General features: G+C 37.6%; 9 protein-coding genes. All 9 read right to left on the bottom strand.

The window, feature by feature from the left end; genetic code table 11:
• Positions 1 to 2 precede the first annotated feature (2 nt).
• The gene (locus V7077_RS03105) at positions 3 to 1259 is read right to left on the bottom strand and encodes a carbohydrate ABC transporter permease (RefSeq protein ID WP_335498386.1); all 1257 of its coding nucleotides are present in this window, start codon (positions 1257 to 1259) and stop codon (positions 3 to 5) included.
• A 144-nt stretch (positions 1260 to 1403) separates the two neighbouring features.
• A complete protein-coding gene (locus V7077_RS03100; protein WP_335498385.1) occupies positions 1404 to 2681 on the bottom strand; it encodes a sugar ABC transporter substrate-binding protein in 1278 nt (425 codons plus the stop codon).
• A gap of 153 nt (positions 2682 to 2834) precedes the next feature.
• Positions 2835 to 3827: a LacI family DNA-binding transcriptional regulator gene (locus V7077_RS03095; RefSeq protein WP_335498384.1), complete on the bottom strand. Its 993-nt coding sequence runs from the start codon at positions 3825 to 3827 to the stop codon at positions 2835 to 2837.
• A gap of 315 nt (positions 3828 to 4142) precedes the next feature.
• Positions 4143 to 5267 carry a glycoside hydrolase family 88 protein gene (locus tag V7077_RS03090; protein ID WP_335498383.1) on the bottom strand — a complete coding sequence of 375 codons (1125 nt, stop codon included), beginning with the start codon at positions 5265 to 5267 and terminating at the stop codon, positions 4143 to 4145.
• 15 nt (positions 5268 to 5282) lie between these two features.
• Positions 5283 to 7109 (bottom strand): heparinase II/III family protein, encoded by a 1827-nt coding sequence (locus V7077_RS03085; protein WP_335498382.1) that lies wholly within the window; start codon positions 7107 to 7109, stop codon positions 5283 to 5285.
• A 267-nt stretch (positions 7110 to 7376) separates the two neighbouring features.
• Positions 7377 to 8996 carry a response regulator transcription factor gene (locus V7077_RS03080; protein WP_335498381.1) on the bottom strand — a complete coding sequence of 540 codons (1620 nt, stop codon included), beginning with the start codon at positions 8994 to 8996 and terminating at the stop codon, positions 7377 to 7379.
• Positions 8974 to 10812 (bottom strand): sensor histidine kinase, encoded by a 1839-nt coding sequence (locus tag V7077_RS03075; RefSeq protein WP_335498379.1) that lies wholly within the window; start codon positions 10810 to 10812, stop codon positions 8974 to 8976. Before V7077_RS03075 ends, V7077_RS03080 begins: the two co-directional genes overlap by 23 nt.
• 61 nt (positions 10813 to 10873) lie before the next feature.
• Positions 10874 to 12220 (bottom strand): ABC transporter substrate-binding protein, encoded by a 1347-nt coding sequence (locus tag V7077_RS03070; RefSeq protein ID WP_335498378.1) that lies wholly within the window; start codon positions 12218 to 12220, stop codon positions 10874 to 10876.
• Between the two features lie 498 nt (positions 12221 to 12718).
• On the bottom strand, positions 12719 to 17503 hold the full coding sequence (locus tag V7077_RS03065; RefSeq protein WP_335498376.1) for an OmpL47-type beta-barrel domain-containing protein: 4785 nt from the start codon (positions 17501 to 17503) through the stop codon (positions 12719 to 12721).
• Positions 17504 to 17521: the final 18 nt, after the last annotated feature.

Below are 17521 nucleotides of genomic sequence, written 5' to 3'. Positions count from 1 at the left end.
TATTAAGCCCCCTCCTTAAATGAATTTGTTCTTCTGAACTGCCATAAAGCAATCGCAATGACAAATACAGATAATAAAATGGTTAAGGCTGCTGCAAGTGAATATTGACTCGATTGCATGGTCAATTTGTAAATCCAAGATACTAATATATCGGTTCCGCCGGCATTTGAACCCGGAACAGCTGGTCCGCCGCCGTTAAACAGATAAATAATATTGAAGTTATTAAAGTTAAATGTATATTGAGTAATAATAATCGGTGCCATTGCAAGTAAGATCATTGGCATAGTGATATGTCTGAATTTCGCAAAGATGGAAGCTCCATCAATCGTGGCTGCCTCATAAAGATCATCCGGAATCGACTGAAGAACGCCTGTCGTCACGATAAAAATATAAGGGAATCCAAGCCAGCCCTGCATCAGAATAAGCGCTAATTTAGACCATGCTGCATTAGTCATCCAAGGGATTGGATCGATTCCAAACGCTGCTAAAATCGTGTTATTGATTGCCCCAAAGCTGTCGTTAAACAGACCAGCAAAGATTAAAATCGTAACAAACCCTGGTACTGCCCATGGTAATACTAAGATCGTACGATAAAGTCTTTTAAATTTAAGGTCCTTTTGATTCACTAAAACTGCCAAGAAAATACCAAGAGCTACTTGAACTGTTGAAGCAACTAGCGTCCAGATGACAGTCCAGCTTAAAACATCAAAAAATGTTGAACGCCAAATGTCCACCGTAAATATTTGCTTAAAAGTGGTTAAACCTACCCAATCAGCTAAGTGTGCAGGAGGTGAATGATATAAATCATAATTCGTAAAAGCCAGGGCAAAACTGAATAAAATCGGGAAGACAACTGCAAAGATTAAAATAAATAATGACGGTCCACTAATCACATATGGGTAACCTTGTGAAATTAAATTTTGATAATCTTCCTTTAGAGAAGTTGGTTCCATATTTTCATCACGCATTTTGCCATTTTTATAAGCATCTCGGAAATTTGCGTAATAAACAGCAAGTCCAAACGCCGTCACAATAAGGGCAATAATCCCTTCCGCTAACAGGAAAATGGAGTTATCACGCGGCACTTCCGTCCCCAGTGTCAGTAAACCCCAAAAACCCATATTTAATAGATCTTTAAACACTGCAATGAATGATACCCCTAAGATAAGGAACAATAACCCTTTAACCCATTGCTTATTGTACAACTGACCAAGTCCAGGAATTACAGAAAGCACTAAGGCTGTTTTACGATGCTGCATAGTTTTTCACCTCTTATTATGAAAAGCGTAAGCGTCTTGGTTACCCCCTAGGGGCTAGGCGCTGAAGCTAGACACTATTCAAATTCCTTTGAAAAGAAATGGTGTCAAACATCATTAGGCGTTTGACACCATTCTTATACCTAATTATTTGCTGTGTTTTGCTTTAATTTGTCCTTTAATCGTTTCAGCTGCTTGATTTAAAGCTGCTTTTGGCTGTGCCTTTCCAGTTGCAATGGTTTGTAATGCTGCATCAGCAGGAGTCCAAACTTCGTTCATCTCAGGAATATTTGGTGTTAATTCTGAGAATTGAGATTGCTCAGCTACTGCTTTTGCTGCATCACTCTCAGTTACTACTGGGTCATTAGCTAAATCTTTAACAGCAGGAACTTCTTTTGTAATTTCGAAACGTTTCTTAGAATTATCCTTGTTAGCTAAGAATTCAACCAGCTGTTGTGCCAGGTCAGCATTTTTTGAATAAGCACTTACGTTATAGCTTTTCACTCCAACAAATGCGCTCATGTTTTTACCATTGTCTAACTCAGGTAATTTCGCTACACCATAATTCACGCCTGCTTTAGTGAATGGTTCGATATTCCAAGGACCAGAAATGATCGCAGCAGCTTTTCCAGAAGTAAATAAGGATTCTAATACATTAATACCTTGCGCTCCGATAATACCTGCAGGGAATAATTTTTCTTTATAGAACTTTTGAATAATTTCTGCACCCTGTACAGCACCTGCGTTATTGATGCCAATGTTAGCTGGATCATAATTTCCTTTATCATCTTTATTAAAGATATAGCCGCCATAACCACTCATAACACTTTGAGCATAATAAATTTGGTCAAATAAGGCTAAGAACCCATAATTGCCGCCTTTCGTTACTTTCTTATCATACTCGTACCAGTCATTAAGTGTTTTTGGCAGATCTTTTTCTGCAATTAGGTCTTTATTATAGTAAAGCATTGTTGTTTCGACTGCCTTTGGAAGACCGTAAACTTTACCTTCCACTTTTTGTGATTGCATCGCAACATCAGTATAGATCGATTGAACATCATCACCTACGTTCAATTCTTTAATCAATCCTTCTGTTACAGCTGTGCCAATTTGATCACCAGGCATGGTTAATACATCAGGGCCAGTCCCAGCTGGACCATCTAAACGCAGGCCTTCAATTTGTTTCGCATATGGCTTTTCAACGACTTTAATTTTTACATTATGGTCTTTTTCAAATTGCGCAACGGCATCTTTGATCCCATCTGCTTTCTGTTGATCTTCCCATACTAATAACTGCTTTGTTTTATTATCATTCTTAGAAGTTTCCGTGCTTGACTTACCGCTATCCTGTGGTCCACAAGCAACTAAAGAGAAACTCAATGCAAGTCCGCTAACAATGCCAGCGTATTTCTTAAAATTTTTCATATCTATTCGTCCTTTCAAGTCATTTGAGTGAAAGCGTTTTACAAGAATTAATATATCACCTCAAAGGAAATGTGTAAACAACTTTTTTACTAAATTAAGCTAAATATTTTACGAAAATAAAACAAAAAAGAAAAGCAGTAGTTTTACTGCTCTCTAATTGGTACTCTTTCTGACTATTAACTCCGACCCTAAATATAAAGTTTTTACGATTTTACGTTTTTCTAGGACTTGCTCCAAAAGCAATTCGATAGCATTTTTGCATATTTCCTTCAAATCAATATGGAAGGTAGTCAAAGGCGGTGAAACATATTTCGCTACACTAATATTGTTAATACTAATAATGCTTACACGATTGGGAATTGCGATTCCATGTTCATTTAATGCTTGCAGACAGCCAACAGCAATCGGGTCTGCTGCAATAAAGAAAGCAGTTGGTAATCCATCCCCGAGTTTTTTTATGGCGTCCGTCATCATCCGATAGCCCGTTTCCACAGAAAATCCTCTTTGACAAAAAATAAATTGCTCCTTTAATAACCCCTTCTCTGCCATATACGAACGAAACGTTTGTTCACGAATATCCATTTCATCCAGGTCAGTATTGGGGTTATGATAGGTACCGCCAATTAAACCAATATCGGAATGGCCTTTTTCGATTAGAAAGTCCACCGTTCTTCTTGTCATTTGCACTAAATCAGGCCGGACGGAATCATAATGATTCGGGTCTGGGGTTGTATCGAGGAAAACCCCCTTTGTAGTAATCTTTCTCAAGTATGCTAACTCTTTGTCCGAAAACATCCCCACGGCAATAAAGCCCTCAATTGTATCAGGGATTTTCTCGATTCCATCGCTTATTTTATAAGTGGTTAGCTCAATGTTATATTTACTTGCCCACTTTTCAATTTCTATCCTCATCGTCTTAAAATAGACATCTTCTAATTCTTCAATATCTGTTAGCCAATACAAAAAGGCAATATTTTTCACTAAGAGCCTTACCGTTTTCTTACGATAGTTTAGTTTTTCTGCAATTTCATATATTTTTTCCCTTGTTTCATCCGGAACAGAAAGGCTTTGATCATTATTTAAGACACGTGAGACCGTCGAGATTGAAAAACCGGACTCTTCGGCAATATCTTTAATTGTCGCCATTCTATTCACCTCCAATTTTGTAATTTTTATGTTAGGTTTACATTTATTATTTTTACTATACCTACAATAGTATTTTTGTAATAAAGTAAAACATTTTACTTATATTTTACTTGTTTTTCTTTAAATGGTCAAGGTACTCTGGTTTCAATTGTTCACTAAAGGACTATTTTCGTTTACATGAAAAGTAAAGAGTCAAAACCAAAAGAAAAGAGCCTGTATTTTCAGGCTCTTTTCTGCAAAATCATTATATCCTCTGAATCATAAAATCAAATTCCATGTTCTAGTCAGCATTGTCACGGAACTGGTGAACCTTTTTTACCAGAATAAATCCTTGTTCCCTTTTAACCTCGCAAGGCCTTCAACAAAATAATAGTCCCCATAAATTAGCGGGTTATCCGTATATTTCCCTTCCGGAAAATGACTTGTCGCATGGAGGATTAATCCCTCTTCTGAGCCTTCCCAATCACCATAATTTTTGTATAGAGATTGGAGGATTTTCTCTCCTGCTCTATGATAAATAGGTGACTCTGCAGCTGTTACTTTATCTGCCAATAACAAGAGACCGCATGCAGCGATTGCACCTGCGGAAGAATCCTTTGGAGAATCTACATCATCTGGAAGCCGAAAATCCCAATCCGGTACGAAATCCTCCGGCAAATGGGAGAGGAAGAAATGGGCAACCCTCTTTGCTGTCTCCAGGTATTTTACTTCTCCTGTATAGTGATAGCTTAATGTAAGACCATAAATTGCCCACGCAGTTCCTCGTGACCAGGCAGAATCCCGCCCATTGCCTTGACCGCCCATTGCCTCAAGCATTTCTCCACTTTCAGGGTCGAAACGAATGATATGATGAACACCACCATCGTTCCTTATAAAATATTTCAGCACCGTATCAGCATGCTTTTTGGCAGCATTTTTGAACCTTGGGTCACCAGTTACCTCTGAGGCCCAATACAAGAGAGGCAGATTCATTAGGCAATCAATAATCGCAACTCCGCTATTGTCTTCTCCCTCAGTCCACGGGTTCCAAGCTCTAATATAGTTTCCATTTACATTGAATCTTCCCATAAGGAGATTTGCAGCCAGGAGCGCACGGCGTTTGGAATCTTCATTTCCCAATAGTTTATAATGGGCAACACTTGTTAAGGTCCACATAAAGCCCATATCATGGTCTAACCGGTAATAGTCATGCTGGACAGAATCCAGCTTTTCTTCGCATTTTTCTGCCAATTGTCTTAATGAATCATCTTTTGTATCTCGATACACCTGCCACAGTAAACCGGGCCAAAACCCAGCTGTCCACCAGTATGGTTCCTCTAGTATATACTTCCCGTTTTCACTTGCGTGTGGAAAGTTGGCCCCTATTCTTTTGCTAGTTCTGTTTACTTTTTTAGTTACTTGCATCCATGCTTCATTTATCCATTGCAGTTGTTCTGACATTTTCTTCAACCTTCCCTATTCAAATTGGAAATACAGTTGGACACTACATTCCTTTTCTGGATTTATTACATTAAAGTCGAGCGCTATTGGCTTTTCTGTTTCACCGAAATGGTTTTCAAATTCAAGTATTCTTACTACTAGCCTAAGCTTAGTTTTGTCGAATAAAATCCTTAACCTCTGTTGTCCTTCAAGGATTACTCCCTTCTCATCCTTCGTAATTGTTAGTGCGGGTATGATCAACCGTTCAATTATAGACACCGGTTGTTCTGTAAATGAATAGAAGTCTTCCATAATAAGCTTCGGCTGATTCAGTTTCACCCAGGTAAACTTTCTTGATAACTTTTGAAGACTCTCTACTTGGTACGCATTTTCCATATCCAGTTCAAAGATTTCGACATCTTCTCCTAAAGAAACATTACGAATATTAGCGAACTGCCTAGGACCTTCTTTTTGAAATTGATGATTTATAATGGGAACAGAATGCCCCCGCGAACTGTTACATAAATACGAATAGCGTTTGTCATTAAAGTAATCCTTGGTATATAAACCAGAGCCTAAATCCTTAAAAAACACTTCATTATTTCCTTGCAGGATAAAGTGGCCGATATCATTATGATTATGCGGCTCATCATTATGGCCGCCTTTTGCTGCGAAGGAAAAGCTGCTCGAACCTGATTGGTATCTTGAAACAAACCATGCAGAGTCTTTCGAGTAAATGGTTCCGCTTTTCCATGGTTTTGAAGAAGCCGTTTCATCGAACCAAAGTAAATTGCGGATTGCTGGAGCCCATCTGCTGCAATGATCATCAGAATATTTCGCACGCAGCTCCTGTTCAGGAACCTCAAAATCATGGTAAATTTTGCTCAGATAATGGCTTAGCCCTAAAAACACCGAAGCTGTTGGAAGCGAATCTGAGAAATTTACAACCAGGTTCTCATTAAGAAAACATCTTTGTTGAAATAGGGCAATTTGATGGACCTTTTCTGAATCAAATAGATTCAACTGTCCTGCCGTCCGCTTTTTTAATAAATCAGCAAAATAGACATAATAACCAAAGCCATATTGCCAGTAATCATACCCCTCAAGGCAAATTCCATCATCATTGAATCCTTTTAAATATGAGTCCATAGCTGGCAGTATCCGATCTAAAATAATGGCGAGTTCCCCAGCATCTTTCATTAAATGAAGTGCTGCAGAACCAATTGACCCTGCACAAACAGCAGCCCAGTTATGCGTCTCGGTTTCCCAGCCAAATTGATTTTCCTTAAACGAGTGGAATATTCGTTTGTACACTTCTTCATAAATGCGTTTACATATAAGCGGACTCAAAAATTCCTCAGACAGCTTTAAAATTTCGGCCAAAGAAAATGCCGTTTCAGCTGCAAACAAGTCAATCGTGTAAGCTTGAACGAATGGTTCACCCAAGGAGTAACTTACTTGAGTGAAGGTTTCCGGACAGTTCATTAAGTGAGCGGGCAGACACCAAGAATATTCATTGCAAATGGACCAGATTGTATTTTCCAATGCATTTATATATTCCATATTTTCTGGTTCAAGTTGCACCATAATCGCAAACGTAGTAAGACGCCTCCTCTTTTCGAAGTATAGGTTTTCATATTCAAGACGGGAACCAGTTTCAGTAAAAATTCTAAACATTGTATAGGTTAACACATGGTCCTTTTCTGGCAGAAGCCGTTTTGCTTCATTCCGAATTTCATCAAGAAGTGGCTGTATTACAGAATTTTCGGCGGTGTTTCTCCACCAATTGTCTTTAGCTTCTTTGTTTGGGAATAAAAGTGCAGTCTCTGAACTTAATAAACTATTAAAATCTGCCGCAATCAATTAATTCAACCTCCTAGCCATTTCCACTTGGTTAACGTGAGTCCTTTTTGGACAATAATGGTTCGCTTAAAATTTAAGTTTAGCTTTATTATAGATGAAGGCTAGGTTAAGCTTTTAACGCTTTTTTGATAAATATGTACAAAATCTTGACTTATCTTCTCAAAATCGTGAGCTTACAAATCATTATAAAATTTTCTCAAAAAAAGCCCAGAACTGTGAAGTTACTGGACTTAGATCAATTAAATATACAACTCTTAACTATTTCTTTTACCCAGCTGAGACTTTTCCACCACGATATTCAACAGGAGTTACCCCAACATGGTTTTTAAATAGTTTAATAAAATAGCTTTGATTATCATAGCCCAGACGTTCACAAATTTTCCCTACAGAGTTAGTCGTTTGCTCGAGTAATTCCTTTGCCCTGGTAATTTTCATTTTTGTAACGTATTCTACAAACGTTTCTCCCATTTCTTTCTTAAACAAACGGCTAAAGTAACTTTGGTTTAAAAACAGATGATTAGCGACCTCTTCCAAGCTGATTCTCTTTTCCAAATTCATAGAGACATAGCTGACGGCATCCAATATTTCCCTGCGCTTTGTTTGATTGTAAACCTCACTTGACAGGTAAACTAAGGATTTAAAATAATCAATTAATAAGTCCCTTAATTCACATAAAAAATTACTCATAAGAATTTCTTGATGCAAACATTCAACATCATGGTCTTGACGGAATAACTGTAGGGCATGCAATTTAACCTTAAGATCTAATAACAACTTCAATATCCATTCTTTTACTAGCTTAGGAGGATATTTCTTCTCTTCCAGGTATTTGATCCATTTAGAAACAACAGGAACAATCATACTTTCATCTTTCATTAACAACAAATCCCTGAAGTCGGATGAAACTTCATCATATTTTGAAAATAGATCCTCTTTTGTTGCTTGAACAGCCGCCCTCTTTAAAATAGTTCCTGGCTGCATATAAAAACTCTGATGTTTTGCATTAAGCAATAGGGACAGCTCCTGCTTTACAACTGTAAGGCTCGAACAGTCATTTCCCATCAAAAAGGATAAATGAATACTTAAATATGTTTTTAATGCTTTTTGAATTTTTTTCATACTTTCTTCTACTTTGTCAAAGGAACCTGTCTTCAACGGTTTGGCACAAGGAAAAAACAAAAACAATTGGTTTTTGGCTAAAAAAAAGTGAACTACATCCAATTTAGATCCCTTAATAAGGTCTTCTAGTACATTATTAATCGCAAAAATTAAATTATCCTCCGAATGATACTTCTGACTAACTACATGGAAATCATGGACGAATGCTAGTGAAGCAGTGTATTCCCGTTTATCTAAATGTAATCCTAGAGCATTAGCATCTATAAGCCATTCTTTTTCAGAGACATGTGAATGATTAATCGTTTGTCTGATAAATTTACTTTTAACATGCTCACTATTTCTGTCCAGCATATGCTGCAACTGAAGCTGCTTTAATGATTTCTTTTTTGAGTTATCAAGATTTACTTTTACTTTTTTAACTACTTCACATAAATCTTCGGGATCAAACATGTCTTTCACTAAATAATCTTGGACTTGGAGCTTTAATGCTTGTTTGGCAAATTCAAACTCGGAGTGGCATGACAAAATGATCACCTGTAAATTAGGATTTAACTCATTTAGGCGTTTTGTTAGTTCAATTCCATTCATTTTCGGCATACCAATATCTGTAATTAATATATCAGGCATCTCCTCCAACGCTTTTTCAAATGCGCTTGCTCCATTCTCATGCGTACTTTGAAGTGTTACACCAAGCTGCTCCCATTCAATGGTTTCTGTTAACAATTCTAAGACCGGATAATCATCGTCAACTAGCATTACTTTGTACATTAGTATTGATGCCTCCCTTAGGTATGGTTAGACTGACTTGAGTCCCTTTGCCAACTTCACTTTTTATTTCCATTTTAAATTCCTGCCCAAAGGTCATAAACATTCGCTCATATACATTGGATATTCCCAATGATGAGAAGCCTTTTTTGTTTGGGATTATGGAGTTATCACTTTCATTTGATAAGATAAGCTTACTTTGCAATTTTTTTAGAGTCTCTTCATCCATTCCCTGACCGTCATCCTCAATAAGAATTATCAGTTCATTTTCGTTTACTTTCGTAACTAATTTAATGGTCCCTGCACTCTGGTTCAATCCATGGATGATACTATTTTCTATAATTGGCTGGAGAATAAACCTTGGAATTAGTACTGTATGGGTCTCTTCATGGACCGATAGTTCAACATTCACCTTTTCTTTTTGCCTCATATTCATAATATTTATAAAGTCTGAGACAATTTGTATTTCCTCAAGAAAGGTAATTATTTTTTTCTCTTTTGATATAGTCATTCTCATTAATTTTGACAAGGAACTAATCATTTTGGCACTTTCTTTATCTCCTTTTACCAATACTTTCATCCGGATAGAATTAAGGACATTAAATAGAAAATGAGGATTAATTTGAGCCTGAAGCATGTCAAGCTCTGCCTTCCTTTTTCTTTCCTCTGTTGCTTTAATCTCATGAATCTTTTCATTAATGCGATCAAGCATTAAGTCAAAGGACTCAGACAGTTTGCCGATCTCGTCACTGCCTCGAATCCGAGAACGAATGGATAAATTCCCTTGCTGAACAATATCCGCAACAGTTCCCAGGCGGGAAATAGGCCTTGTAATTGTTCTCAGCAGATAGGTCATAACGAATAGAAAAATGGTGAAAAATATAATCTGAACAATAATTACCTTATTAAAAATGGAATTCACTTTATTTGTAGCTTGTTTATATGGGACAACAGATACTAATTTCCAGCCTGTGAAAGAAATTTTATGCTCTGCTATTAAATAATTCTTTTTTGAAACTTGAAAAATATTTGAGTAATTATTTTCTCTAAGTTGATCTCGATATCGGAACAGTTTTCCAATTCTGGAGTTTTCTCTATTTGAAATGATATGATTTGAAGAATCAAGGAGCACCATTTCTTCATGCCCTGTCATGTTTTCGAATATTTGGCTAATTTTATTTTCCATAATGGTGACAATTACATAACCGTAAATATTTGAATTCTCATCCCTTAGTGTTCGAGCAACTGAAACTTGATAGGGATTCACTTTTTTTTCCGATTTAAACATAGTTGGTTGGCTCCCAATCCAAACTGACTCGTATCCCTTTGTTTGATTCAGTTGCTTAAACCATCTCTCATGAAATAGCTTCGTTGGGTTATATTCACTACTGGAATAATTTGTATATGAATTTCCGTTTTTCAAAAGAATGGTAACGTAGGATTTTCCTCCAAGCAATGTAATATTATCAATGGTTTCGTTGATTTTGCTATCATCCATAAACATTTGATATTTCTGGTCTGGAGTGTGATCTACCATGTTCCTTGTTTTTCTTTTTAAGAGGGTATTCATTTCAGCATCAACTTGAATGAAATTGGTGATATACATCATATCTTCAAGGAGCTTCTGAACATATTCATTGGCAATAGTCAGCTCTCTATTTGCATTAGACAACGCCTGTTCCCTAATCGTATCTTTCGTTAAATAGTTATAGATAAATAACGTCATAGTTGCAGGGATAAGCAGACAAATGATTGATATGAATATGACTTTAAAACGAAATGATTGAGGTAATAGTATGTTTCGAATCTTTTTCACCATAATGCTCAGTCCTTTTTATCGAAAAATGGGCAATGATTACCCATAGCGGAAATCTACTTAATTATTGATTGTTTTCGATAATTTGTTGTACCCTTTCTTGACATGCTTTGATCGTTTTATCAATGTCTTGTTCTCCAAAAATTAACCTTTCGTATTCCTCGTTGATTACCTTATAAATTTCAGCCTGGTAAGGAACCGGTGCAACGAACTTTGATGACCTCGCATTTGCTAACACATTAATTAGAGACTCTTTATCAACTTTTGCGGGATATTTGGTACCGCTAAGAATACGTTCAATTATTTTCTTTAAGTCCTGATTTTTAACCATTTTCCATGAAGGAATGTTTTTACCTTGGACGATCTGTCCTTCCGTTGTATACCACCTAATAAAAGTATAGGCTTCTTGTTTATGTTTTGAATTTGCTGCAACTGCCATATAGTCAGTTGTAACTGGTGCATATCCGCCTATATCCGTTTTTCTGTTTTTTGGGAAAGGGGCAACCGCAATATTAAAATCAATTGGGTACTGGTCTGAACCTACAAGCTCCGTGTTCATCCAGCTCCCTATCAGAATGGAGCTTACATCTTGATTAAAAAACTCATCACGGTAATGAAGCTTTTGTGAAATGACATCCTCATATGGAACAGCAGATTTATCATCCTTCTCCATTTTTAATCGAATTGCCAGTGACTTTTTAAAGAGGGGATTGTCTAAATTTGGCTTTCCATCTGCAGTTATAAATTCGGAATTTTCAGACTCACTTGCAAGCGCAAGCCTCATATACTCCATCCAACTACCATCCTGTGGCCCATGAAAGTATGTTCCGTAATGTCCATCTCTTGTTAACTCTTTTGCATATTCCATGAATTCGTCCCATGTCCAATCTTTTGGTACCTCTAGCCCAGCTGCATCCAAATGATCTTTATTTAGCAGTACATACCATGGGTTAAATTTGCCTGGTAGTGCATAATATTTACCGTTTATCTTTGTATCAACTTTATATTCATCCGAAACTTTGTATCCATCTACTTTTATAAATTCATCCAGGGGTGCAAGCATTCCCATGCTTACATGCTGGGCATAAGTAGCTGATTCACTAAACATCAGAACATCCATCTGTTCACCCGAAGCTGCAGCAAGGTCTAATTTCTTAGTTGCTTCTTGTGTGTCACCCTTATCACTTAGTACGACTAAATCAACATTGATGGTTGGGTGACTTTTCTCAAAAGTCTTTATTGTTTTCTTCCAGTTGTAGCTTTCCTCGGTTCCATGGGAATAGAATTTTAAAGTGACTTTTTTCTCTTTGCTTTTTTCTGACGAGGCCTTGCTTTCACTAACCGTACAGCCTGTAACTAGACCCGAAAATATTACGGCACATATAAATAAAGACCATATTTTTTTCTTCATCCTTTTCCCCCCAGGAGTCAAGGCTCTTCAAGAAAGCCCTTTCAAAAATCCCTATCGAAATTTCTTCAGCTAATATAAATATTATACTAGTTTTGCAGGAAATTTGACATTGTTTTTATCCTCCCGGAAAAAGAGAATTGGTTACTTCTTACCAAAAGAAAGTGCGTTAATTCATTGTATTTGTAATTCCCTAACAATCTTATCTGACAAAGAATCACTCTATTTTTTCATTATAAAATACAAATGAAACTCTTCTTTAACGTTATTTTGATTTATATGTACATTTTTTTGACTTCCATTATTTCAGTGATAATTCATGGTACTGTAACACTGATTATTTTTTTGATCGTTTTTATCCTATTAGTTAGATCCCCAAAAAACAAAGGTGTCCCAAAAGTCAAGCTTCAGGGGCACCTTCGTTATTAAAAATTATTCATCAACCATCTTTTGGGTCGGCCTCGCTTTCCAATGCAGATTTAATTTAATTCATTTCATATATTATTTATTTATCAGATAACTTACATCTGTATTCAAAATAGTTTTAGCTTTTTCACTGCTATATTCACTTAAGGCTTTATTATTTAGATGGTTCATAAAGTCTTGAATATGTTTAACTGCATGTTCGGGCTTTCCAATGTCAAGCTGGTGCTGTGCCTGTTTAAGACTACTGGTTAATTGTGGTATCATTGGCCCGCTTAGCTCCCCCTCAGAAGTAAAGCGGCTTACTAGTTGCAGCATTGAACTTACAGTAGTTGTGACATTAAAGGTAAATGGCATCTCTGATACAATATTACCTGCTATATCCTCTGCTGTAATAGTAGCTGTATAGCTTCCTGGTTTACCTGCCATATCTATTTCCACGCTCTGCTTATCAGGATCAATAGGAAAGGTTTTACTGTCAATTGTGATAGTTGCAGCAACAATTCCAGATGAATCATCTTGTACTTTAAAGGTTAGCGGCAAATTGTCATTAAAGCTATCTCCAACGCTAAGCTCTTTTCCGTTTACTGACAATTCAAAACGAGGCTTAGTTTTATCCACCTTTATAGTCTGCTGTTTTGTCTCTTCGATATTCCCTGCTTTGTCGATGGAACGGTACTGCAGTGTATGATTTCCATCTTGGTCTATGACAATCGGCTCCCTATAAAGAGTCCAGTCTCCGCTATCACCAATCCTGTATTCTGTTCTATTAACACCGGTAAGATTATCTTCACCACTTAAAATAACTGTAACAGCGGTATTGTACCAATTGTTTTTAACTTTTCCATCAACCTCAGCTGAAGTAACTGGCGGTGTATTATCTACTAGTTGATCCAGCACTTCAATGGAGTCAATTGTATACGAACCGCTGATTGTCTGAACCTGAATAGTATGCTGGCCATAGTCCAAACCTTTTACATAATAAGAAGTTGCGCGATCGCCCGTTGCGGTAACACTATAACTTTCTTCCACTTCTTTTCCATCTATAAAAACAGTAATCTTAGCTGCCCCACTGTTACCTAGTAAATTGATTCCTGTTCCAGTAAATGAGTAATTCAACATGCTGCCTGCAGAACTTACAGAATTTGTTCGATTAAAGTTTCCATAGCCTGTAGAAACATTATGACTCCATGTTCCCTGATAATGGACACTAGAATCTAAGTCATCCACCCTGCTGACATAGGCTGAATATCCCTCAATTGGAACGACCTTCAGGTTATCAAATTGAGTATGATAGTACCCGCTTGTAATACCAACTTTCCCAGACATATACTGACTTGAGGTATCGGCAAACTCGGTAATCTGTTTGCCATCAACATATAATGTTATCGTATTATCCACAACCTTTAGTGCTTCATTATGCCACTTGCTATTATCAAAACCGTCAATTGTTCCAGATACCTTCACAGTCCCGCCTTTAAGCAATTGGTAGGAACCATCTTTAAACACTTTGAAAATATAACCTGGATTTTCTCCACCACTTGTAATTAAGTTCCGTGCAGCAATACCTGCATAGTTAGCACTTGTGCCCGTAGTGTCAGTATCAAGTTTGAAATCAATGCTTACTTGGTAATTTGACCAGCGATCATCTCCAAGCACCGTATCATTACCTGGTTTAGGATTCCATTCCCCAGTTGCATGAGTACTTGAGTCAATTACTGCATTTAATGTGTTATTATCAGTACCTTCATTAACTTCAAAAGCACCGCCAATATCCGTAGTGTAACGAGGTGTATCTCCACGGCTGGCAAGGTATCCTTGCTCGCTTTCATTTAATACCGCGGCATCTTTATAGGAAATATATTTTTCATCTTTATACTCAAAATCATCCGTATAAGGCAATGGTAAGACCTTATCATTCTTCTCTGCTTGTTCAACATCACGTTGATACTCTTTTTGCCCGCTGGTAGTCGTAAGAGTAAGAATAGAGTAAGGCTTTACGACGTAAGTAAACGAATAGCTGCCATCAGCATTTGCCGTAGGTGTAATGTCATCTACATGTTTCATCCAGTTCGCATCGAAGGCTTGTCCATAATCTGGACCTTTTGTTTCCCAAACTTTAAGACCGCTTCCTGCTTTGTCCAAATTTTTCACCGTTACGCTATATTTACGAGGTACTGCACTGTCATTGGTAAAAATCATGGAATAATCACCAGTGTTTGGATCGGCAAGAGTCAGGTAATTATTAGTCGTATTGCTAATGGAATTGGCACCGGTTCCATCTCCAAACGATGCACCGAGAATATATTTCCATCCAACTTGGGCAAAGTTCATAAAGTGGCGGACCATCTGAACTCCAGAATCAGAATAAGAATAACCGGACCAAGGACTGTCTGCATGAATAAGTTCTTTAGAAGAATACTGTCCACCGTCATAGAAAGAGCCTACAGCTGGCTGAAATTCATAACGGGTCATATAGGCGCTTTGAGTATTGGTTGAATAAAACATATTTATCAAATGGTTTGCCGTATCAAGGATACCGTTTGTCCCACCTAAGCCACCTGCAGGGTTCGAGGAATTAACCCGATATTCAGAGAATGTCATCGGACCTGTTCCCTCGCTATACCACACTTCTTTATGATATGCCTGGTTCATTAGAATACTATCAGCCGTACCATAAGCATTATAATGCATGCTGATAACATCCACGGCATCGCGCAAAGCTTGATCGTTTTTCATTAATGTAGCAATTTTTATAGTACCATTTTCATCTGAGGCAACAATTTTAATTTTGTTATAATCATAGCGTTCATCCGTTTCACTCTTTAGGCGCTGAGAAAAATATTTGATCCATGCCGTATCTGGTGAAACGGTTTCATTTTTATCAGGATCAATATAGTCCATTTTTATCCCATAAGTATCATATACTGCATCAATGGTGTTCTTGTACCATTTGTAACGAGCTTGATATCCAGCATCTGTGCTCGTTTTAAATGCATCACTCACCCATTTAGGATCTGCCCAGCGAAGAGCATCGACCGTAATGTTTGGATTAATCTTTTTAGCATCTGCAACAAGATGCCAATCTGCTCCACGGAGTACATTGGCCTTTTCATCGGCTGTACGCATTGTAGCTGGTGTTGTTTCAGTAGATGTATTTAAATCCGCTCCCAACTCTACTTTTATATGGTTGAGCCCTGCCCCAGTAGTTGGATTAAACAGCTCATTTAAGATTTTTTCGTATTTCTTAGGGTTTTCAGCTTTGTAATCAAGTAGCAAACGTGAAGTCCCATTAGCCGATACCATACCAAACCCCTTAAAGGTGTTGGCTGGATTCTGGTCTGCTTTGCTGCCGTCCACAGTGATTGGGGCAGCATTAAGAGTCGCTGTTGTTACTTTAATCGATGAAGACTTGTCTGATTCCCCTGCACCATTCTTTGCAGATATCTTATAGTAGTAAGTGGTATCAGGCAATACGCTGCCATCTGTAAACGTATTTGTAGTTACTTCTTTAATAAGCTTATAATTACCGGTATAACTATCAGCCCTATACACATCATATGTATCGGCTCCTGGTACTTCATTCCAGTTAAGAACTGCTGACCCAGAGCTTACTGTACCCACTGCAAGACCCGTAGGATTAGCTGGTTTTACAAGCTTAGTTGTAATCTTTGTTTCTGGGCTCTTCGCAGATTCATCTTCATTTCCATTTACAAATGACATAGCATAATAATAAGTCTTGCCTGTAACTAGTGATGTATCTGTAAATGTATGATCTTTACCTGAATATACAAGAGAATAGTCACTGCCCGAAGTAGTAGACCTGTACAGATTATACTCTGCTGCTCCATTAACGGCCTCCCAGCTCAGAGTCGCAGCATTGTCTGTTACATCGGAAGCAGAAAGTACTGTTGAATTACTTATCGCCTCTGTTGTTGTACTTTTAATTGGATCAGACAAATCAGATTGTCCACCTTGTCCAACCGCTGCTATTTTGTAGTAATACATTGTTGATGGAGCCAATCCTTTATCGATAACAGATGTGCCCGTAACATTAGATTGTACTAGATCATATGGACCTACTGCATTTACTGCTCTATAGACATTATATCCGGTTGCTCCAGCTGCCTCATTCCAGCTTAAATGTGTGGTAGTTGATGCAGCTGCAGCAGTAAAACCTGAAGGGGCCGAAATTCCAGATGCTGTAAGTGCTGTGACCTGAATGTCATCCACATAAACAGGCTGCCATTTATCCCTTATCCCAATTTTTCCACTTTTAAAAGTACTATCGTTTGCATCAATGACAAGTGTCTCTACTCCATTATTAACGGTATAGCACTTAATGGAGTCGCCTGCTAAAACCATTTTAAAAGTATACCAAGTGTTAGCATTGGTTGTGAAATTGGCAGTTTTAAGTGTGGTACTTGTCCCGTTTACCACTTTCGTAAGGACCAAACTTTTATTTTGCATTTGTAAATAATAATAATTACTTTTATCCTGAAAGCGTGCCAAAATTCCCGGCCAAACATTTGCCGTACTAGGCGCCCTCATGCGCATTGATACAGAATAGTCTGTCCAATTTGGACTTCCTGCACTAATAATTCCCTCGTTTGTATCCGTTTGGTTCAATACTTTATTAGATGAGTCAGCAGGGTCAGCAGAAATCTGCCATGCACCAGAATCTACCGTCCATGTAGGATTAGTGGTATAATCACCATCTCCAAAATCATCCTGTAGAAGAGCATTGGTGATTCCTGCAGTTGTCCCAGTATCTGCATATGCTGAAATGCCAGGCGGTAATATTAAATTGGAACTAATCATAAGCGTTGCCAGAGTCGAGTAAACTTTCTTTTTTCGCTTCATCATGAACCTCCTTTTAAT

Source organism: Neobacillus vireti, assembly GCF_036962465.1.
In the GTDB taxonomy this organism is placed as follows: domain Bacteria; phylum Bacillota; class Bacilli; order Bacillales; family Cytobacillaceae; genus Neobacillus; species Neobacillus vireti_B.
The sequence above is the reverse complement of the archived record's forward strand: the minus strand, read 5'-3'. Positions and strand labels throughout refer to the sequence as shown.